Source organism: Silvania confinis (genome assembly GCF_025564085.1).
Classification (GTDB): domain Bacteria; phylum Pseudomonadota; class Gammaproteobacteria; order Enterobacterales; family Enterobacteriaceae; genus Enterobacter; species Enterobacter confinis.
The window spans coordinates 1-20,921 of sequence record NZ_JAMGZJ010000075.1 but is presented as its reverse complement, the minus strand read 5'-3'; the positions used below and the strand labels follow the sequence as shown (position 1 = coordinate 20,921).

Sequence of the window (20,921 nt, the reverse complement as noted above, 5' to 3'; positions counted from 1 at the left end):
AAAACATAGTTTATCTCTTTTACATAGGAAAATTGCAATGAAAGAATTAACATTAATCGAAATGAATGACGTTTCCGGTGCCGGCATCCAGGATATACTGGCTGGCAATTTCTCTGGTTTTATGGGTTTAGTTGGTGAAGTAACTGATACGATTGTAGGTGGTGTAATGGGTGCTATTTCTTTCTCTTCACTTTTCGGTCTGCAGGGAGGCACTACTGGAGGAAGTAAAGGTGGCGGTCTGCTTGGCGTCGGCGTTCTCACTATGGCCGTTGGTTCTATCTGGGGTGCTATTCAGGGTGCCGTATGGGGAGCCATTGCTGGCGGTTATAATGGTGCCGAATGGTCAAATACCCAGATGCAAGCCATGCTCGATAGCGTCATGAATGGCACTGGCGGCGGCTACAAAATTTAAAAAGTAACACATCAATATTATTTAAGAAAACATGCAAATTTAACTGCATGTTTTCTTATTGTTTTTATCATACTTCTATAATCTGTATCATATTATTCTTAGCAGGAACATTCTCTAATTAACTATAAGTGAAAATACATGGCGAACCAACTTTATCGCAAGGAAGCGATTGACTTTAAGAAAAACCACTGGAAGGGTAAGGCGCTGCTTTTGGCTGGGATGCCCGCTTGGTTAATTAGTTTATTATCGTTATTATTCCTGTTCATTCTTATTTCAACGCTCACTTTTTGTAGTTACACACAGCGTATTGACGTTCGTGGAGAGGTGATTACGCTGCCCCATTCAATTAACGTTTACGCGCCTCAACAGGGTTTTGTGATCAAAAAACACGTGGAAACGGGCAATATTGTGAGTAAAGGCACTCCCCTCTACGAGCTGGATGTTTCCCGAAATACTGTTACAGGTAATGTAACCGATGCCATGAATGCCGTTATATCGGAAAAAATCTCGAATGCTGAAGAGATCATCAGTAAGACATTAATTAATAAAAAAGAAACTCTCGAAGCCCTCGATACGCAAGTTAAGCAATATGACAGTTCGCTAAAGGAAACGAAGGTCATGCTTGCTAATGCTGGAACAGGTCTAAAAAAAATGAAGGACAACCTGTCTAGTTATGACACCTACCTTAAACAAGGTTTAATCACAAAAGATCAGTATAATTATCAGCACTCTCTTTATTTTCAGCAACAAAGTACTTATCAGTCCCTCATTAGCCAAAAAATGCAACTTGAGTCTCAACTCACACAATTAAAAAGCGATGTTGTGACTAAGGCTGCGGATTTTGACAATCAGATGTCGAGTCAAAAAAACCAAATAAATGACTTTAAAAATCAAGCTGTTGAATCGAATGCGAACGGCAATGCAGTCATCAAAGCGACTGCAGAAGGCAAGATTGAATCCGTCGCCGTAACGGTCGGTCAAATGGTTGATAAAGGTAGCAGCCTTGCACAAATAAAACCCATAGGGAACATTGAATATTTCCTGATACTTTGGCTGCCTAACAACAGCATACCTTACATCAAACCTGGCGATACGGTTAATATCCGCTATGACGCATTCCCTTCCGACAAGTTTGGCCAGTTTCCTGGAGAAGTTATTTCTATCTCCTCTGTACCCGCTTCTCGACAGGAGATGGCTGAATACACTAACGTTGCAACAGGGCCTAATCAACAAGAGTTAGCTCTTTATAAAGCAATAGTAAAAATTAAACATAAAACCTTTAATTACAATGGAAAAGCACTTGAATTATCCAATGGATTAAAAGCACAAGCTATTGTTTTCCTTGAAGAGCGCCCACTTTATATGTGGATGTTTACTCCATTGTATAAAATAACCCAGAGCGTAAGTGGACCTATCAATGAATAAAGAACTGTTTAAATCTATTACGGAAAAACTAAATTTTTCCTTAAGGAATAAAACCCCTGTTGTTTTGCAGTCAGAGGCTTCAGAGTGCGGCATTGCATGTTTAACAATGATTGCTGGGTTTTACGGTCTGAGCATTGATTTATTTAATTTCCGGCAACGCTTCGGGAGCCCATCTCAAGGCGTATCGTTACTCTCTTTAAGTCACATAGCAGAACGTGCCGGCCTCAAAAACCGGGCGCTATCTCTTGATCTTGATGAGATTCGGCAGCTCAAACTCCCCTGTGTGATTCACTGGGGAATGAATCACTATGTCGTTTTAACTAAGGTTAAAAAATCGAGTTTTATCGTACACGATCCTGCTCTGGGCAAACGTGTTATCGGTATGCAGGAGATGTCAAACTACTTTACTGGCATTGCCTTAGAGCTTTGGCCCGATCAATCATTCCAGCAAGAAAAAGCTAAATCACGCTTGCGCTTATTGGATTTGATGAAAAATATCGTCGGCTTAAAAAGCACATTACTGAAGATATTCGCACTTTCTGTTGTTATTGAAGCAATTGGCCTGCTTTTACCTGTCGGTACACAACTCGTCACAGACCATGTAATTATGGCGCATGACCAAAGCTTATTGTCTGTCATATGTATTGGGCTGGTTTCTTTTACTTTATTCCGCACATTCATCAGTATGTTGCGTGCATGGACATCGTTGACGTTAAACACACTTACCAATATTCAATGGAAAACGACGCTGTTTGATCATCTAACCAGCTTACCGCTTTCATTTTTTGAAAAGCGGCATCTGGGGGATATTCAGTCACGATTTTCATCGTTGGATGTCATCCGATCCACCTTCACAAATAGCATTGTCACGGGCGTGATTGATTCCATCATGACCATTGGTCTGCTCATCATGCTCTCACTTTATGGGGGCTGGCTGGTATGGGTGGTCGTTGGCTTTACAGCTTGTTATGCCATTATGCGTTTAAGCACTTATCGCTTTTATCGCCGGGTATCCGAAGAACAGGTCATAAAAGGGGCACGCTCCAGCTCGCACTTTATGGAGTCACTGTATGGCATTTCGACGATTAAAGCGCTTAACTTGAAAGAGCGACGTTCTAAATACTGGCTTAATATAAATGTTGATGCTTGTAATGCAGGCATCAAGCAGACGCGTTTCGACATGATGTTTAGCGGCATAAATACATTCATCTCCTCAATAGATCAAGTCGTAATTTTATGGCTAGGGGCATTGATGGTTATTGATAACAATATGACGCTCGGTATGTTCATGGCATTTAATGCTTACCGCGGACAATTTTCTCAGCGTGCTTCAAGCCTGATTGATCTCTTCATGCAGGTGAGAATGTTGTCATTACACAATGAACGTCTCTCGGAAATTGCCTTCAGTGAGCCCGAGGCAGAAATGCCAACCCGGCGTGTATTTGAAGAAAATACGGGTGTAAAGCTTGAGATTAAGAATCTGAGCTATCAGTATGATCCCTTCTCGCAGCCAATTTTCTCAAAGCTGGATCTTGTTGTTTCCCCTGGAGAGTCAGTAGCTCTGGTTGGCCCATCGGGCGTTGGCAAAACCACATTACTCAAGGTCATGTGCGGGCTCCTGTCGCCCACGACCGGCGATGTGACAGCTAACAATCTCGATATTAATAAAATAGGCCTGAATAATTATCGCCTTAGTACCTCGTGTGTGCTGCAGGAAGATCGTTTATTTTCCGGTTCTATTGCAGACAATATTAGCTGCTTTGAAGATAATGCTAATCAAGAGTTCATTGAGCAATGTGCCCGTAACAGCAATATCCATGACGAAATCATGAAAATGCCAATGGGTTATGAAACACTCATCGGCGAGCTGGGTTTAGGTATTTCAGGCGGTCAAAAGCAACGTATCTTGATTGCACGTGCACTATACCGCAAGCCAAGCATCTTATTTATGGACGAAGCGACCAGTCATCTTGATCTTAATAATGAATCATATATTAACAAAGCTATTTCAAATTTAAGCATCACGCGTGTGATTGTTGCGCATCGTCCATCAACCATAGCATCTGCAGATCGGGTTATCGATTTGTCGAATTACGCAATACACCCCAGCCCATTTAATAACTGAAAAGGAAGTCGACAAAATGGAAATCAAAGGCCTTAATACAGCCCCTATAAAACAGGGTGAACGCCTGTTCGTCATGACCTTAAAAGTAAAGGATAGCAACAATAACGATCGTATTCTTTTTATGCAAATTTCTACTCTCGTTGATTTCCTTATCCTGCTACGCAACCGTATGTCTCAGGTCATGCAACGCCTGCAAGAACGTGGGGAAGATTACAAAGCAATATTAATGGCGAGTGCCGAGTCGCTGACGAAAAATATTCCTGAAATTGTTCAGGAAGAAGTCATGCAACCTGATCCGGGTAATTTGATCATGTCAATGGCCCCTAAACTCGATGATGAGCGATTCACCCTTATCACAGTTTTAAATAATCAACATATTGTCACTCTGGAAATAGATGATTCACAAGTTGAATTTATTATTATGGCAATAATAAAAGCAATTGAAGTGTCAAACGATAAAGAAGCCCAGCAAACGATCGGAGCGGTACTTGATTTCCTGATGCTTTATAATGTTGACTTAGAAAATCATGAAAATTTACGATATCGTGAAGTAAAACATGAACCCTGGAAAGAAAGTCTGTTCTCTAACTATATGGCAGTTCTGTACTGTTACGATACTGAAGAAGGGAAGAAAGTTCTTGCTGGCGCTGTGATCAAGACAAATACGCCGGCAAACACACCTGAAACAGAAAATATTATCCAACGCGTGGCTATGTTAACCCAAACAATCAAAGAGATTCATGAAAAATATAAAACCTATCAGGTTTTTAGCCGGATAATTCCATCAGAACCTTTAAAAACACTGTCCAAAGATCATTGCCTTAAAGCACTCCATAGTTTCTGCCTGGAGATGCAGGGGCATCTCACTAAGTAGCGTACGTGGGAATCTACATGGATGTAGATAAGGCGGTATTTTGCCGCTGACCTGGGTTCCCCTCTCCTGTTGGAGAGGGATAACCCGAGGTCAGCTTAATTTGGACACTTATAAACCTGGCCCTGCATTTCACTGGCGGTCGGTACAAAGCTCGACAACATTCCCTGCGTCGGGCTGCTCACGCCATAAATCACGTTCCCGCCCATCTCTGCCGCCTGGTTACGTAACCCGTTCGCAGCACCGCGCATAGAGCCACCCTCTTCGCCATGCTGCCCGGAAAGCCAGTTGCTTTGTTTGCCGGTGGCGGTTCCAACCAGCTGACATTCGCTCCCCGGCTTATCTTCAACAAAGCGAACATTTTGCCCACCAGCAGACAGCTCATTACTGGAGCTACAACCCGCCAGCAGCAATGCTGCCCCTACAATCCCTGCACAGACTTTTACGCGCATGTTATTCCTCGTTTTCAATAAGCTGGGCAGGAACTGCCCGTGTGTAAACCTTATACTAAAAAGATGACCAAAAGAAAAACCCCCAGACATTTCTGCCTGGGGGTTTGTTCATTTCTGCGAGGTGCAGAACAACATGATTACATCATGCCGCCCATGCCACCCATACCGCCCATACCGCCTGCGCCTAAGTCAGGTGCATCGCCTTTAGGCATGTCGGTGATCATGCATTCGGTGGTGATCATCAGGCCCGCTACAGATGCCGCGTACTGCAACGCAGAACGGGTCACTTTAGTTGGGTCCAGGATACCCATGTCGATCATGTTGCCGTATTCTTCGGTTGCTGCGTTGTAACCGTAGTTACCGTCGCCCGCTTTCACGTTATTCGCGACAACAGACGGCTCTTCGCCGCAGTTCAGCACGATTTGACGCAGCGGAGCTTCCATTGCGCGCAGCGCAACTTTGATACCCACGTTCTGATCTTCGTTTTGGCCACGCAGTTCGCTCAGTTTAGATGCCACGCGAATCAGCGCTACACCACCACCCGCAACCACACCTTCTTCTACCGCTGCACGGGTCGCGTGCAGAGCATCGTCAACGCGTGCTTTCTTCTCTTTCATTTCAACTTCAGTAGCCGCACCAACTTTGATTACCGCAACGCCGCCAGCCAGTTTCGCTACACGCTCTTGCAGTTTTTCACGGTCGTAGTCAGAGGTCGCTTCTTCGATCTGCTTACGGATCTGAGTCACACGGCCCTGAATGGTCGCTTCTTCACCCACGCCATCAATGATGGTGGTGGTGTCTTTGTTGATGATAACGCGCTTCGCCTGGCCCATATCTTCCAGAGTCGCTTTTTCCAGCTCCATACCGATCTCTTCAGAGATCACGGTACCGCCGGTCAGGGTTGCGATATCCTGCAGCATAGCTTTACGACGGTCGCCGAAGCCTGGTGCTTTAACCGCAGCCACTTTCACGATGCCGCGCATGGTGTTAACCACCAGGGTCGCCAGCGCTTCGCCTTCAACATCTTCAGCGATGATAACCAGTGGCTTGCCTGCTTTCGCAACGGCTTCCAGAACTGGCAGCATTTCACGGATGTTGGAGATTTTTTTATCAGCCAGCAGGATGAACGGGCTTTCCAGCTCAACTGCGCCAGTTTCTGGCTTGTTGATGAAGTACGGAGACAGGTAGCCACGGTCGAACTGCATACCTTCTACTACGTCCAGCTCGTCTTCCAGGCCAGTACCGTCTTCAACGGTGATCACGCCTTCTTTACCGACTTTATCCATCGCTTCTGCGATCAGTTTACCTACGGTTTCGTCGGAGTTAGCGGAAATGGTACCAACCTGAGCAATGGCTTTAGAGTCAGAGCACGGTACGGACAGCGCTTTCAGCTCTTCAACAGCCGCGATAACCGCTTTGTCGATGCCGCGCTTCAGATCCATTGGGTTCATGCCAGCAGCAACGGCTTTCAGGCCTTCAGCGATGATCGCCTGCGCCAGTACAGTTGCAGTGGTGGTGCCGTCGCCTGCCGCGTCGTTCGCTTTAGAGGCAACTTCTTTCACCATCTGGGCACCCATGTTTTCGAACTTGTCTTCCAGCTCGATTTCACGCGCTACAGATACGCCATCTTTGGTGATGGTTGGCGCGCCGAAGGATTTGTCCAGAACCACGTTACGGCCTTTCGGGCCCAGGGTTACTTTAACTGCGTCTGCCAGTACGTTTACGCCGCGCAGCATTTTCACACGAGCGTCGTTACCGAATTTTACGTCTTTAGCTGCCATTTTAATCTTTCCCTTAAATTCGTATGTTCAGTGTCGTTCGCGGATTACGCTTCAACAATTGCCAGAATGTCGCTTTCGGACATGATCAACACTTCTTCATTGTCGATCTTCTCGGACTTCACACCGTAGCCATCGTTGAAAATCACGATGTCGCCCACTTTAACGTCCAGCGGCTGCACAGTACCGTTTTCCAGGATGCGGCCTTTACCGACAGCGATGATTTCGCCACGCGTTGATTTGGCTGCTGCAGAACCGGTCAGAACGATGCCACCAGCAGATTTGGTTTCAACTTCTTTACGTTTGACGATCACACGATCATGTAACGGACGAATACTCATTGATAGCTCTCCTTTGAGAAAGTCATTATCAGTTATGGGTGACGCCGGGCCGTAAGCGGTTTTCCGGCTAGTGCCCTGAGAGATGGGGGTCGGATTTTGCCCCTTCAAGGGGCAGTCGAAAAAAAATATGCGAAAGTGTTACCATCGCCCCTCTTTTGATGGCGGCAGGACGATGGAATGAGTGGACTGAAACAGGAACTGGGGCTAGCGCAGGGCGTGGGCTTACTTTCAACCTCACTGTTGGGTACGGGGGTGTTTGCCGTACCGGCGCTGGCGGCACTGGCTGCGGGAGACAACAGTCTTTGGGCCTGGCCGGTGCTCATTCTGCTGGTCTTTCCGGTCGCTGTCGTCTTTGCCATACTCGGGCGGCATTTCCCCAGCGCGGGCGGCGTGGCGCATTTTGTCGGGATGGCGTTTGGTCCACGTCTGGAGCGCGTTACCGGCTGGTTATTTCTCTCGGTCATTCCCGTGGGCTTACCTGCAGCCCTGCATATTGCCACCGGCTTCGGTCAGGCGCTGTTTGGCTGGCACGATGCGCAGCTGCTGTTTGCGGAACTGGGCACGCTGGCGATTGTCTGGTGGGTGGCCTCGCGCGGGGCAAGTTCCAGCGCCAACCTGCAAACCCTGGTGGCGGTGCTGATCGTCGCACTGATCGCCGCCATCTGGTGGGCGGGAGATATTCAGGTCGCGGCAATTCCCTTCCCGGCGATAACTGATATCAATAGTTCGCAGCTTTTTGCTGCCCTTTCGGTCATGTTCTGGTGCTTTGTCGGTTTAGAAGCCTTTGCCCATCTGGCCTCGGAGTTCAAACAGCCGGAGCGGGATTTCCCCCGCGCGCTGATGATCGGCCTGCTGCTGGCAGGTACAGTCTACTGGGCCTGTACAGTACTTGTGCTGCATTTTACCGCTTACGGTGAGGATAGGGCGGCGGCCGCTTCGCTGCCAGGCATTGTGGTGCAACTGTTTGGGGTGAAAGCGCTATGGGTCGCCTGCGTCATTGGCTACCTCGCCTGCTTCGCCAGCCTCAATATTTATATTCAGAGCTTTGCCCGACTGGTGTGGTCCCAGGCTCAATTTAAGCCGGAGAGCCGCTTAGCACGCCTGTCATCACGTCAGTTGCCACTCAACGCCCTGAATCTGGTGCTGGGTTGCTGCGTGATCAGCACGCTGGCGATCTACTGGCTGGAGATCAATCTCGACGCGCTGATCGTGTATGCCAACGGCATCTTCATCATGATTTATCTGCTGTGTATGCTGGCGGGTTGTCGCCTGCTGAAAGGCCGGTACAAAACGCTGGCGATTATCGGCGGGATACTCTGTTTACTGCTGCTGGCGATGGTGGGATGGAAGAGTCTGTACGCCATTGTAATGCTGGCGGGGCTATGGCTGTTTCTGCCGAAGCGTAGCGCGGTGTAAACCCCGAATGGCGCTGCGCTTATCAGGCCTACGGTTTCGTAGGCCTGATAAGCGCAGCGCCGCCGGGCACGTAATCAACGGTCGTCTTTATGATCTAAGCGGTCGCGTTGCTCATCTTTACGCTGATACTCCCCGTCAAACGTCTCCCCGCCACCCGTTCCGGCGCTAAACCCACCACCCGGCATGCGGTTAAAGCGTAAATGCGGCATCAGTTTCAGGGTTAACAGTTTTTGCACGGGTGGCAACAGCAGCAAAAGTCCGAGGAAATCGGTAACAAAGCCTGGAATAATCAGCAGGATACCGCCAATAATCAGCGACACGCTTTTGATCATCTCCGCTGCCGGGCTTTCGCCTGCGGCCATCTTCTGCTGCATTAACAGGAAGTTTTTGAAACCCTGATTACGCACCAGCGACATGCCAATAACCGACGTGAAAATCACCAGCACCAGCGTCAACAGGACGCCAAACACATGGGCGACCTGGATAAAAACAGAAATCTCTATGTAAACATAGAGGAATACGGCAATTAACGGTATCCAGCGCACTGGCTTCTCCTCTGTGGCAGACGCCCTGTGGCCTCTGTCGGGTGTAATTTTGCGAATCGCATTAGTCAGAAATGGAGGCAGTTAGCCAAAATTCAATCGGTTTGCACGGATATTTTTTTTGGAAATATTAAAGCGGTGATTCATTTCACAGATTAATAATTATCATGAAATCGGGTCGATAATAAGTGATCCAGATTACGGCATTTCGCTATCATCAGCATATGATCCCGGGTATCTGGTCGATTCAGGGGATAATCGTCGGTCAGAAAAAAGACATAACCACAGATGTACTGCGTGTTTAGTACATTCACTCTGCAGCTTGAAAAGAAGGTTCACATGTTAAACAACATTCGTATCGAAGAAGATTTGTTGGGTACCAGGGAAGTTCCAGCGGATGCCTACTATGGTGTTCACACTCTGAGAGCGATTGAAAACTTCTACATCAGCAACAGCAAAATCAGTGATATCCCGGAGTTTGTCCGCGGGATGGTGATGGTGAAGAAAGCCGCAGCGATGGCTAACAAAGAGCTGCAAACTATTCCGAAAAGCGTCGCAAACACTATCATTGCCGCCTGCGATGAAGTACTGAATAACGGCAAGTGCATGGATCAATTCCCGGTTGACGTCTATCAGGGCGGCGCGGGGACATCGGTGAACATGAATACCAACGAGGTACTGGCAAACATCGGTCTGGAGCTGATGGGCCACCAGAAAGGTGAGTACCAGTATCTGAACCCGAACGATCACGTCAATAAATGCCAGTCCACCAACGACGCCTACCCGACCGGTTTCCGTATCGCAGTGTACGCTTCCGTGGTGAAACTGGTTGATGCGATTAACCAACTGGGCGAAGGCTTCCAGAATAAAGCCGTCGAATTCCAGGATATCCTGAAAATGGGCCGTACCCAGCTGCAGGACGCCGTGCCGATGACCCTCGGCCAGGAGTTCCACGCGTTTAACGTGTTGCTGAATGAAGAAACGCGCAACCTGATGCGCACCTCCGAACTGCTGCTGGAGGTGAACCTGGGGGCAACGGCGATCGGTACACGTCTGAATACGCCGGATGGCTATCAGCAGTTGGCGGTGCAGAAGCTGGCAGAAGTCTCCAACCTGGCCGTCGTGCCGGCAGAAGACCTGATCGAAGCGACCTCCGACTGCGGCGCTTACGTCATGGTACACAGCGCGCTGAAACGTCTGGCAGTGAAACTGTCTAAAATCTGTAATGACCTGCGCCTGCTCTCTTCCGGACCACGCTCCGGCCTGAACGAAATCAACCTGCCGGAACTGCAGGCAGGCTCTTCTATCATGCCTGCCAAGGTGAACCCGGTGGTACCTGAAGTGGTTAACCAGGTGTGCTTCAAAGTGATCGGCAACGACATCACGGTCACCATGGCCTCTGAAGCCGGTCAACTGCAGCTGAACGTCATGGAGCCGGTAATCGGCCAGGCGATGTTTGAGTCCATTCACATTCTGACCAACGCCTGCTACAACCTGCTGGAAAAATGCATCAACGGCATTACCGCCAACAAAGCAGTGTGTGAAAGCTACGTCTACAACTCCATCGGAATCGTCACCTATCTCAACCCATTCATCGGACACCATAACGGTGATATCGTCGGTAAAATCTGTGCTGAAACCGGTAAGAGTGTACGTGAAGTGGTTCTGGAGCGAGGTCTGCTGACAGAAGCCGAACTGGATGATATCTTCTCGGCGCAAAACTTGATGCACCCGGCCTATAAAGCGAAAAGATATACGGATGAAAGTGAACAATAACAGTTCAGGTTAAATTCATGAAGGCACGTCACTTGTGACGTGCCTTTTTTCTTTTTAGGCGTTACCAAAACACAACAATTCAATATCAACTTGTTAATAAGCAAGGTAGGCACTTATGTTTGGAGCAGAACTCGTCGTCGTGCTGTTGGCGATATACTTAGGCGCAAGGCTCGGGGGAATCGGTATCGGTTTTGCCGGTGGTCTCGGCGTACTTATCCTTACCCTCGTTTTTCAAATTAAACCCGGCGCCATCCCGTTTGACGTTATTGAAATCATCATGGCGGTTATCGCCGCTATCGCCGCCATGCAGGTGGCGGGCGGTATGGACTATCTGGTGAGCCTGGCGGAACGTATGCTGCGCCGCCATCCCAAATACATTACCTTCCTTGCACCCTTGGTCACCTGGTTTATGACCATTCTTGCCGGTACAGGCCATACCGCGTTCTCCACCCTGCCGGTGATTACCGAAGTGGCAAAAGAGCAGGGCATTCGTCCGTCCCGTCCACTCTCTATCGCCGTTGTCGCCTCGCAGATTGCGATCACCGCCTCACCGATCTCTGCGGCCGTGGTGTTCTTTGCCGGTATCCTCGAGCCGATGGGCGTGAGCTACCTGACGCTGCTGTCGATCTGTATTCCGGTCACGCTGATCGCGGTGATGATCACCGCCGTGTTCTGTAACTTCCTTGGCGCAGAGTTGAAAGACGATCCGGTATATCAGGAACGTCTGGCTAAAGGCGAAGTGAAACTGCGCGGTAGCCAGGTGTTTGAGCTGAAACCGCATGCGAAACGCTCGGTGCTGTTGTTCCTGATCGGTATCGTCGCCGTCATGTTCTACGCGACGGCTATCAGCGACACCGTTGGTTTGATTCAGAATCCGGTGCTGCCGCGTAATGAAGCGATTGTGGTGTTCATGCTGACCATCGCTACGCTGATTAGCATCACCTGTAAAATCGACACCAGCGAAGTGCTCAACGCCAGCACCTTCAAATCCGGTATGAGCGCCTGCGTGTGTGTGCTGGGTGTGGCCTGGTTGGGTGATACCTTCGTGAAAGCGCACATCACTGATATCCAGACCGTCGCGGGCGATCTGCTGCACAACTACCCGTGGCTGCTGGCGGTAGTGCTGTTCTTTGCAGCGACCTTGCTTTATTCCCAGGCCGCCACCACTAAAGCGCTGATGCCTGCGGCACTGATGCTGGGTGTCACCCCGCTGACCGCCATTGCCTCTTTTGCGGCTGTTTCTGCGTTGTTCGTCCTGCCGACCTACCCAACCCTGCTGGCCGCGGTGGAAATGGACGACACCGGTTCGACCCGCATTGGCAAGTACGTGTTTAACCACGCCTTCCTGATCCCTGGCGTGATTGCTATCACTCTATGTGTGATCCTCGGGTTCATCATCGGCGGCGTGCTGCTGTAAAACGCTTTTGGTTGTAAAAACAGTTAAAGTCGGGCCGCTCAGCGGCCCGATTCATTAATGAGCGCCAGTCCGCCGTGATATAGTGATTTTTTACGCTGAGACGAGGTCGACTTGTGAACACGCATGACGCTGTTGTTGTACTTTGTACCGCCCCCGATGAAGCCACCGCCCAGGATCTTGCCGCCAAAGTGCTGGCAGAAAAGCTCGCCGCCTGCGTGACCCTCCTTCCCGGCGCCACCTCCCTTTACTACTGGGAAGGTAAGCTGGAACAGGAGTACGAGGTGCAGATGCTGCTGAAATCCAGCGTGGCAAATCAGCAGGCACTTCTCGACTGTCTCAAATCCCATCATCCCTACCAGACCCCGGAACTGCTGGTACTGCCAGTGCTCCACGGCGATAACGACTATCTCTCATGGCTCAACGCTTCCTTACGCTAATCCTGCTGCTGTGTAGCACATCAGCCTTTGCCGGGTTGTTTGACGCACCCGGCCGCTCGAATTTCACGCCTGCCGACCAGGCCTTTGTTTTCGATTTTCAGCAAAACCAACATGAACTGAACCTCAACTGGCAGGTGAAGGAGGGTTACTACCTCTATCGCAAGCAGATCAGCATCACGCCCGCGCAAGCCAAAGTGGGTGAACTCCTGCTTCCCAAAGGGGAGTGGCACGAAGATGAATTCTACGGCAAAAGTGAAATCTACCGTGGCCAGTTAACGGTACCAGTGACGCTTCAAGAGGCCGCGAAAGGCGCTACGCTAACGGTCACTTACCAGGGCTGCGCCGATGCCGGCCTGTGTTATCCGCCCGAAACCAAAGTCGTCCCGTTGAGCGAAGTCACAGCCGCTGCTGAGCCTGCCGCTGCGCCTCTCCCTGCCGTACAGCCCGACACCGCATCAGAGCGCCCGTTCTCGCCGCTCTGGGCGCTGCTGATTGGGATCGGCATCGCCTTCACGCCGTGCGTGTTGCCGATGTACCCGTTAATCTCCGGCATCGTGCTTGGCGGCAAGCAGCGCCTCTCCACAGCCCGCGCGCTGCTGCTGGCATTTATCTACGTTCAGGGGATGGCGCTTACCTATACCGCGCTCGGGTTGGTTGTCGCAGCCGCCGGGCTGCAGTTCCAGGCGGCGCTCCAGCATCCGTACGTTCTTATCGGACTGTCAGCGGCCTTTACCCTGCTGGCGCTGTCGATGTTTGGCCTGTTCAGCCTGCAGTTGCCCTCGTCCCTGCAAACGCGCTTAGCCCTGATGAGCAATCGCCAGCAGGGCGGCTCGGCTGGCGGTGTATTTGCGATGGGCGCCATCGCCGGGCTTATCTGCTCGCCCTGCACCACCGCGCCACTCAGTGCGATCCTGCTGTATATCGCCCAGAGCGGAAACGTCTGGCTCGGCGGCGGTACGCTCTACCTTTACGCGCTGGGCATGGGCCTGCCGCTGATCCTGGTGACAGTGTTCGGCAACCGGCTGTTGCCAAAGAGCGGTCCATGGATGGCGCAGGTCAAAACCGCGTTTGGCTTTGTGATCCTCGCCCTGCCGGTCTTCTTGCTGGAACGCATCATCGGTGATGTCTGGGGCCTGCGCCTGTGGGCGATGCTGGGGGTCGCGTTCTTCGGCTGGGCATTTATCAGTAGCTTAAGCGCCAGCAAGCCGTGGATGCGCATAATCCAGATCTTACTGTTGGCCGCCGCGCTGGTCAGCGTGCGTCCCCTGCAGGACTGGGCCTTTGGCGCATCTGCAGCACAAAGCCAGGCGCACCTGAACTTCACGCCAGTCGAGAGCGTCGAAGCGTTAAATCGCGCACTGGCGCAGGCCAGGGGGAAACCGGTGATGCTCGATCTGTACGCCGACTGGTGCGTAGCCTGTAAAGAGTTTGAGAAATACACCTTTAGCGATCCGCAGGTGCAACAGGCGCTGAAAAATACGGTACTGTTGCAGGCCAACGTCACGGCGAACAATGCCCAGGACAAAGCCTTACTTACCCAGCTCAAGGTGCTCGGCTTGCCCACCATCCTGTTTTTTAACGAGCAGGGTGTAGAGCAACCGGCGCAGCGCGTAACGGGCTTTATGGATGCGGCGGCGTTCAGCGCGCATTTGCGCGATCGCCAACCGTAAACGACACTTTAGGCGGGAAAGCGCAAAAGCATACGGAGGAGAAAACCGTGCAACGTGAAGATATTCTGGGAGCCACCCTGCAGTTACTTGAAATTCAAGGGATAGCCAACACCTCACTGGAGATGGTCGCCGAGCGCGTGAATTATCCTGTGGAGGAGCTCAGTCTGTTCTGGCCCGATAAAGAGGCGCTGCTGTACGACGCCCTGCGCTATCTCAGCCAGCAGATCGATATATGGCGCAGGCAGCTGATGCTCAACAGCGAGTTCACCGCACAGCAAAAACTGATGGAGCGTTATAAGGCTCTGACCGAATGTGTGCGTAATCACCGCTACCCGGGCTGCCTGTTTATTGCCGCCTGCACCTTTTTCCCGGATCCAGACCATCCGATTCACCAGCTCGCCGACCAGCAAAAGCGCGCCTCTCATGACTTCACTCATGAACTGCTGACCACCCTGGACGTGGACGATCCCGCCATGGTCGCGAAGCAAATGGATCTGGTGCTGGAGGGTTGCCTCAGCCGGCTGCTGGTAAACCGCAGCCAGGCCGATGTTGATACCGCGCATCGGCTGGCAGAGGATATCCTGCACTTCGCCCAGTGCCGCAAAGGCGGCGCGCTCACTTAAGCCAGCATCCCCGCCCAGGCTGAGGTGAACAGACACAGCGCCATCAGGCGCTGAAAACGCACCATCGCCGCTGGGGTGCGAAACAGCCTGTTCACCGCCTGCCCCAGCCATGCCCAACACACCAGACACGCAACCGAGATCAGCAGGAACCACAGCGCCATCAGGGCGATATCCCGTAATGCATGCTCCTCCGCCGGTGCAAACAGACTGACGACGGCCAGCGCCATCATCCAGGTCTTGGGATTGATCACCTGCAACAGCGCTGCCGCACGCGCGGTAAAGCGGGTATGCGCATCGCGGGATAAGTTTGCCGCAGGCGCACGAAACAACTGCCAGCTCATCCAGCTTAACCACAACACACCTGCCCAACTCATCAACTGGCGTACGAGTGGATACTGCTGCAGTAATTCCCCCGCCCCGGCCCCTGAAATCAACACAATGGTGCTGGCCGCAACACAAGCACTCACCAGCGCAGGCAGGGTTGCTCTCACGCCGTAATGCTGGCTGTTGGTCAGAATGAGGATGTTGGTTGGCCCCGGTGTGATAGAAGCAACGAAAGCAAATAGCAGAAACGGCATCAGACTCACAGGTAACTCCTTATTATCAGAGCCCTGACAGTGCCGTTATTTTCTGGAAACGTCTGGAAGGTTTGTGCACAAACGCCGGTAATGAGCGGGCGAAATGCGATACGCTCGCTGGAACCAGCGCCCGAGATGGCTTTGATCGGCGAACCCCAGCGTTGCCGCCACATCAACCGGCTGCTCCCCGCGTGCCAGCAGTTGCCGCGCTTTGGCCAGTCGTAGCTGGATAAGCCAGGCGTGAGGGGCCAGATGAAACTCGCGCTTGAAGCAGCGCGTGAGCGTGAAGCGATCGGTGCCCGTCTCCCGGGCGAGATCGGACAGGCCAATATTGTCGCCCAGATGAGCATACAGATAATCACGTGCGCGGTGGGCCACCGCTGCGCTCTGCAGCTGCGAAGGTAATCTTTTGCGCCAATGGCAATGTGACGTCAACTGGGCCAGCAGAGTATCCATTGTGCTTTGCTGCACGATTTTCATCTCGTCATTGTGAAGGGTGGCAAAGGTTTCGCCAATGGTACGCACCAGCTGCGGTTCGCGCGTCAGGGTCTGGGCGAAATGCAGCGAGTAACTGCCGGGCGTGGACTCATACAGGCCATGCAAGGTATTGGTGAGCCAGCGCTCATCGAGATAGAACGTCAGATAGGTAAAGCCCCCGGCGACTGGCGCGTCACCGTCGTGGATCTCACCCGGCTCGAGCAGGAAAGCATCGCCCGGATGGCTCTGATGGCGCTCGCGACGACAGTGGAACTGCTGGGTTCCGCTGAGGGTAATGCCCACCAGATAGCTATCGTGCCAGTGTGGATCGTAGGCATGCCCTTCAAAGTGCGCCTTGATCGTTTCAATCCCCGTATCTGCATGCTGTCGCAGCTCAAGCCAGTCATTCACTGTACCGCCCCCTTTGTCGCTGTCAGCATTGCCTGAGCTTACCGGCGTGTCTGGAAGATTTGTGCAAAATCGACGTGCAAACCGACAGGTTGCCGCAATCTTAAGCAGTTGAACAGCTTTTCCCGAAATAAGGTTGACGCCCGAGCGTGATTGCGGTTTAATGCGGCCCGTTGCCCGGATAGCTCAGTCGGTAGAGCAGGGGATTGAAAATCCCCGTGTCCTTGGTTCGATTCCGAGTCCGGGCACCACTATTTAAAGAAACCAGCCTAACGGCTGGTTTTTTGCTTTTGGGGTTCCGGTATTTCTCTCTGCCCCCCCTCTCCGCCATTCTTATCATTCGCACCTTTCCAGAAAAATATCGTATGCCCGCGCATTCGTGCAAACCGATATTTCAAACACTGAAACGATTCGACCTGAAAATATTAGTCAGACAGAACATGTATACCGGCATGCAATCTCAACATAGATTCTTGTTACCGGTATCACGAAAAAGACTTTCCATAATCCCATAGCCAAATATTGTAATTGTTAAGTTTCATCTCATGGTTAACCATCAATGCCAGAACATCTTCGAAAATAAACCTTACACTGGCAAGGTGAATACAATGACCGAGAAGATCACCCTTAAAGAAAAAATCAGCTATGGATTAGGTGATATGGCGAGCCATATTGGGCTGGATAACGTCATTATCTTTCTGACCTTTTATTATACCGATGTGGTGGGGCTTCCGGCCGCATTTGTCGGGACTATGTTCCTGCTGGCGCGAACTGCCGATGCCATTATCGATCCAGCAATGGGATATATTGCTGACCGTACAAAGACGCGTTGGGGTAAATTCCGCCCATGGATGCTGTGGCTGGCGCTGCCGTTCGGCGCCAGTTGTCTGCTGACGTATGCCGTACCCGAGTCGCTGGATTTGCACGGGAAAATGGTCTTCGCCACGGTGAGTTATACCCTGATGATGTTGATGTACACCGCCATTAATATTCCCTACTGCTCTATGGGTGCCGTGATTACGCCGGATAATGATGCGCGTATTTCCCTTCAATCCTATCGTTTCTTTTTAGCCACGCTCGGCGGTGCATTATCCACTTTCTTTATGATGCCTTTAGCCGAATTTTTAGGCGGTGAAGATAAACTCCTCGGCTATCGTTGGGCGATGGGAATTATGGCAAGCGTGGCGGTAATTATGTTCTGGCTGTGTTTCGCCAATACCCGCGAGCGCATTAACGCCCCAGCGACGCATAATAATTACCTGTCTGAACTACGTGATTTATTACGTAACGATCAGTGGCGCATTGTCGCAATTCTGGTATTAACCAACATTGGCTTTGGGGTTATTCGCCTCGGTGCGATGATGTATTTCGTCACCTATTATCTCGGCAGCGCCAGCTATTTCATGTGGATGCTCGGGGCACATATTTTGGGCAAAGCTGCTGGCAGCGCGCTGGCAAAACGCCTGACCCTGAACTACAGCAAAGTCCAGATGTTTGGCTACTGTGCCGTGCTGGCGGGCGTGCTAAGTATTGCGCTGTTCTTTGCGCCGAAATCCGTCCTCATCCTGGTGCCAATGACGTTTGTTATCTCCACGCTTTACCAGGCCACAACAACGCTGATGTGGGTAATGATGGCTGACGTGGCGGATTACGCCGAATGGAAACAAGGCAAACGCATGGACGGCGTGATTTTCTCCACCTTCCTCGCGGTGCTCAAACTGGGGATGGCCATCAGCGGGGCTATTGTGGGCTGGACGCTGGGTTTCAGCGGCTACGTCCCGAACGCGGCTGCGCAAACCTCCACCGCCATGTATTGCATTATCGCCCTCTTCACCGTAGTGCCAGGCCTGCTTTCACTGGCCGCATTTGCCACGCTGCGCTGGTATAAGCTCGACGACAGCACCATGAAATCCATCAACCTTGCCAGACAGCCTATTTTGTAAAAGGACGTGTTATCCATGAGTGAGCTCATTTCGCATTCCAACAGCATCGAGTGGCGCTTTGAACGCCAAATCCTGCGCATCGAAACCTGGGGACGCAACAGTCTTCGCGTCAGAGCCACCTGCGCGCCAGATTTCATTGACGAGCTACAGGCGCTGCTTCCCGCCGAGCCGTGTGACGCAGAGATTACTGCCGGGGCAGAAAGCCTGATGCTGCGCAACGGCAATCTTACCGCCACGCTTAATCTGAAGGGCCAGCTGGCATTCTATAACCAGCGCGGCGAACTTCTGCTCGAAGAGATGTGGCGTCAGCGTTCTACCGTTGGGATTGGCTCCAGCGAAAAAGGCCAGGATAAATATGTCAGCGCCCTGAAGCTTGATGGTCGTGAATTTAAGCCGCTGGCGGGCGGTAAATACCAGCTGACCGTGCGCTTTGAATCGCGCCCGGAAGAGCGGCTATATGGCATGGGCCAGTATCAACAGCCGTGGCTGGATCTCAAAGGCTGCACGCTGGAACTCGCCCAGCGCAACTCGCAAGCCAGCGTGCCATTTATGCAGTCGAGCCTCGGCTACGGCCTGCTGTGGAATAATCCGGCCATTGGCGAAGTGAACTTTGCCAAAAATCAGACCGAATGGCGCTCGCGCGTCACCGGTGAAATGGACTACTGGATAACCGCCGCCGACAGTATCGTCGACATCACACGCCAGTACGCGAAAGCGACCGGTACGCCACCACCCGCCCCTGAGTTCATCAGCGGTTTATGGCAGTGTAAATTGCGCTACCGCACCCAACAGGAAGTACTCGACGTGGCCCGCGAGTATCGCCGCCGCAACCTGCCGCTGGCGGTAATGGTGATAGATTTCTTCCACTGGCCGAATCAGGGCACCTGGTGTTTTGACCCGATTGACTGGCCCGACCCGAAAGCGATGGTCGATGAACTCAGCGCGATGGGTATTGAGTTGATGGTTTCAGTCTGGCCGACGGTGGAAGCGCGCAGCCCGCTGTACCCGAAAATGAAGGCTAAAGGCTGGTTGGTCAGTAGCGAACGCGGCGTACAGGTCAACCTCGACTTTATGGGCAATACGACGTTCTTCGATGCCACGCATCCGCAGGCACGGCAGTTTGTCTGGGAAACGGTGAAGGAGAACTACTACGATCTGGGCATCAAATTATTCTGGCTGGACGAAGCCGAGCCGGAATACCGCGCCTACGATTTTGATAATTATCGCTACCATGCTGGTCCGGTTCTGGAAGTGGGGAACCGTTATCCGCGCGATTTCGCTCAGGGTTTTTATGATGGTCTGAAGGCAAATGGCGAGCAGGATATCGTTAACCTGGTACGCTGTTCCTGGGCTGGCAGTCAGCGTTACGGCGTGCTGGCCTGGTCCGGCGATGTACACTCCTCATTCCATGCGTTGCGTAACCAGATTGCCGCCGGGCTGAATATGGGGTTAGCAGGTATTCCGTGGTGGACCACCGACATCGGTGGCTTCCAGGGTGGCAACGTCAATGACCCGGCGTTCCATGAGCTGCTGATCCGCTGGTTCCAGTGGGCGGTCTTCTGCCCGGTACTGCGCATGCATGGTTATCGTGAGCCGCAAATTCAGCCACCGGAACGCTATCGGGAGGGCATTCCACAGTGTAACAGCGGTTCGCCCAACGAGCTGTGGAGCTACGGTGAGGCAAATTTCGCTATCATGCAGCACTGGTTGACGGTGCGTGAAAAATTACGGCCCTATATAGATGCATTGTATGACAACGCCCACCAACACGGGGATCCGCTGATGCGCCCGCTGTTCTGGCACTATCCTCAGGAAAAACAGAGCTGGGAAATCGAAGATCAGTACCTGTTCGGCGAGGATTTACTGGTCGCGCCGGTTATCCATGCCGGGCAACGCCAGCGCGACGTCTGGCTCCCGGCCGGTGCTAACTGGGTCGATCTGAATGGCGAGCGCTACCACGGCGGCGAATGCATCACGGTAGACGCTCCGCTGGAGACCATTCCGGTGTTTATCCGTGAAGGCAGTGCCCTGGTTAACGTGTTATCGAACTGATGAAATACGCAACGCAAAAAGGCCATCCTTGCGGATGGCCTTTTTACTTAATTGATGCCTGGCAGTTCCCTACTCTCGCATGGGGAGACCCCACACTACCATCGGCGCTACGGCGTTTCACTTCTGAGTTCGGCATGGGGTCAGGTGGGACCACCGCGCTAAAGCCGCCAGGCAAATT

18 protein-coding genes, 1 tRNA gene and 1 rRNA gene are annotated in these 20,921 nt (G+C 51.8%); 13 read left to right on the top strand and 7 right to left on the bottom strand.

From position 1 onward, the window contains the following. The first annotated feature begins 37 nt into the window (after positions 1–37). From M8013_RS11115 to yjeJ, 4 genes are all read left to right on the top strand, one after another. Positions 38–412, top strand: coding sequence for a hypothetical protein (locus M8013_RS11115; protein WP_271267867.1), 375 nt, complete (start codon positions 38–40; stop codon positions 410–412). Positions 413–550: 138 nt separating this feature from the next. After that, on the top strand, positions 551–1,837 hold the full coding sequence (locus M8013_RS11110) for an HlyD family secretion protein (RefSeq protein ID WP_271267866.1): 1,287 nt from the start codon (positions 551–553) through the stop codon (positions 1,835–1,837). Continuing rightward, positions 1,830–3,962, top strand: coding sequence for a peptidase domain-containing ABC transporter (locus tag M8013_RS11105; protein WP_271267865.1), 2,133 nt, complete (start codon positions 1,830–1,832; stop codon positions 3,960–3,962). The genes M8013_RS11110 and M8013_RS11105 overlap by 8 nt, the downstream gene beginning before the upstream one ends. A 16-nt stretch (positions 3,963–3,978) precedes the next feature. Continuing rightward, positions 3,979–4,836: a YjeJ family protein gene (gene yjeJ, locus M8013_RS11100; protein WP_271267864.1), complete on the top strand. Its 858-nt coding sequence runs from the start codon at positions 3,979–3,981 to the stop codon at positions 4,834–4,836. A 95-nt stretch (positions 4,837–4,931) separates the two neighbouring features. Here the strand turns inward: yjeJ and M8013_RS11095 are convergent, their stop codons facing one another. The 3 genes from M8013_RS11095 to M8013_RS11085 form a co-directional block, all read right to left on the bottom strand. Next, positions 4,932–5,285 carry a DUF4156 domain-containing protein gene (locus M8013_RS11095; protein WP_271267863.1) on the bottom strand — a complete coding sequence of 118 codons (354 nt, stop codon included), beginning with the start codon at positions 5,283–5,285 and terminating at the stop codon, positions 4,932–4,934. Positions 5,286–5,422: 137 nt separating this feature from the next. Further along, complete coding sequence (groL, locus tag M8013_RS11090) at positions 5,423–7,066, bottom strand: chaperonin GroEL (RefSeq protein ID WP_271267862.1); 1,644 nt, start codon at positions 7,064–7,066, stop codon at positions 5,423–5,425. 44 nt (positions 7,067–7,110) lie between these two features. Next, positions 7,111–7,404 (bottom strand): co-chaperone GroES, encoded by a 294-nt coding sequence (locus tag M8013_RS11085; RefSeq protein WP_003855929.1) that lies wholly within the window; start codon positions 7,402–7,404, stop codon positions 7,111–7,113. Between the two features lie 177 nt (positions 7,405–7,581). On the opposite strand from M8013_RS11085, the gene yjeH reads away from it, so the two are divergent. After that, on the top strand, positions 7,582–8,820 hold the full coding sequence (gene yjeH, locus M8013_RS11080) for an L-methionine/branched-chain amino acid transporter (protein WP_271267861.1): 1,239 nt from the start codon (positions 7,582–7,584) through the stop codon (positions 8,818–8,820). Between the two features lie 74 nt (positions 8,821–8,894). Here yjeH and M8013_RS11075 read toward each other — a convergent pair whose 3' ends face one another. Next, complete coding sequence (locus M8013_RS11075; RefSeq protein ID WP_271267860.1) at positions 8,895–9,365, bottom strand: FxsA family protein; 471 nt, start codon at positions 9,363–9,365, stop codon at positions 8,895–8,897. A 336-nt stretch (positions 9,366–9,701) separates the two neighbouring features. On the opposite strand from M8013_RS11075, the gene aspA reads away from it, so the two are divergent. From aspA to M8013_RS11050, 5 genes are all read left to right on the top strand, one after another. Further along, positions 9,702–11,138, top strand: coding sequence for an aspartate ammonia-lyase (aspA, locus tag M8013_RS11070; protein WP_271267859.1), 1,437 nt, complete (start codon positions 9,702–9,704; stop codon positions 11,136–11,138). Positions 11,139–11,253: 115 nt separating this feature from the next. Continuing rightward, positions 11,254–12,555, top strand: a complete 1,302-nt coding sequence (locus M8013_RS11065) for an anaerobic C4-dicarboxylate transporter (RefSeq protein WP_271267858.1) — start codon at positions 11,254–11,256, stop codon at positions 12,553–12,555. 113 nt (positions 12,556–12,668) lie between these two features. Next, on the top strand, positions 12,669–12,992 hold the full coding sequence (gene cutA / locus M8013_RS11060; RefSeq protein WP_271267857.1) for a divalent cation tolerance protein CutA: 324 nt from the start codon (positions 12,669–12,671) through the stop codon (positions 12,990–12,992). Beyond that, positions 12,968–14,662 carry a protein-disulfide reductase DsbD gene (locus M8013_RS11055; RefSeq protein WP_271267856.1) on the top strand — a complete coding sequence of 565 codons (1,695 nt, stop codon included), beginning with the start codon at positions 12,968–12,970 and terminating at the stop codon, positions 14,660–14,662. The genes cutA and M8013_RS11055 overlap by 25 nt, the downstream gene beginning before the upstream one ends. A gap of 47 nt (positions 14,663–14,709) precedes the next feature. Continuing rightward, entirely contained in the window at positions 14,710–15,285 is a 576-nt protein-coding gene (locus M8013_RS11050; protein ID WP_271267855.1) for a transcriptional regulator, read from the top strand. Here M8013_RS11050 and M8013_RS11045 read toward each other — a convergent pair. Beyond that, positions 15,282–15,872 carry a LysE family translocator gene (locus M8013_RS11045; protein WP_271267854.1) on the bottom strand — a complete coding sequence of 197 codons (591 nt, stop codon included), beginning with the start codon at positions 15,870–15,872 and terminating at the stop codon, positions 15,282–15,284. The genes M8013_RS11050 and M8013_RS11045 overlap by 4 nt on opposite strands. 36 nt (positions 15,873–15,908) lie before the next feature. Next, positions 15,909–16,751, bottom strand: coding sequence for an AraC family transcriptional regulator (locus M8013_RS11040; RefSeq protein ID WP_271267853.1), 843 nt, complete (start codon positions 16,749–16,751; stop codon positions 15,909–15,911). Between the two features lie 172 nt (positions 16,752–16,923). Here M8013_RS11040 and M8013_RS11035 point away from each other — a divergent pair. The 3 genes from M8013_RS11035 (at position 16,924) to M8013_RS11025 (ending at position 20,743) form a co-directional block, all read left to right on the top strand. Then, a tRNA-Phe gene (locus tag M8013_RS11035) sits at positions 16,924–16,999 on the top strand. A 357-nt stretch (positions 17,000–17,356) separates the two neighbouring features. Continuing rightward, complete coding sequence (locus tag M8013_RS11030) at positions 17,357–18,691, top strand: glycoside-pentoside-hexuronide (GPH):cation symporter (RefSeq protein ID WP_271267852.1); 1,335 nt, start codon at positions 17,357–17,359, stop codon at positions 18,689–18,691. Between the two features lie 15 nt (positions 18,692–18,706). Further along, a complete protein-coding gene (locus M8013_RS11025; RefSeq protein ID WP_271267851.1) occupies positions 18,707–20,743 on the top strand; it encodes a glycoside hydrolase family 31 protein in 2,037 nt (678 codons plus the stop codon). A 56-nt stretch (positions 20,744–20,799) separates the two neighbouring features. Here M8013_RS11025 and rrf read toward each other — a convergent pair. Beyond that, positions 20,800–20,915, bottom strand: a 5S ribosomal RNA gene (gene rrf / locus M8013_RS11020). Positions 20,916–20,921: the final 6 nt, after the last annotated feature.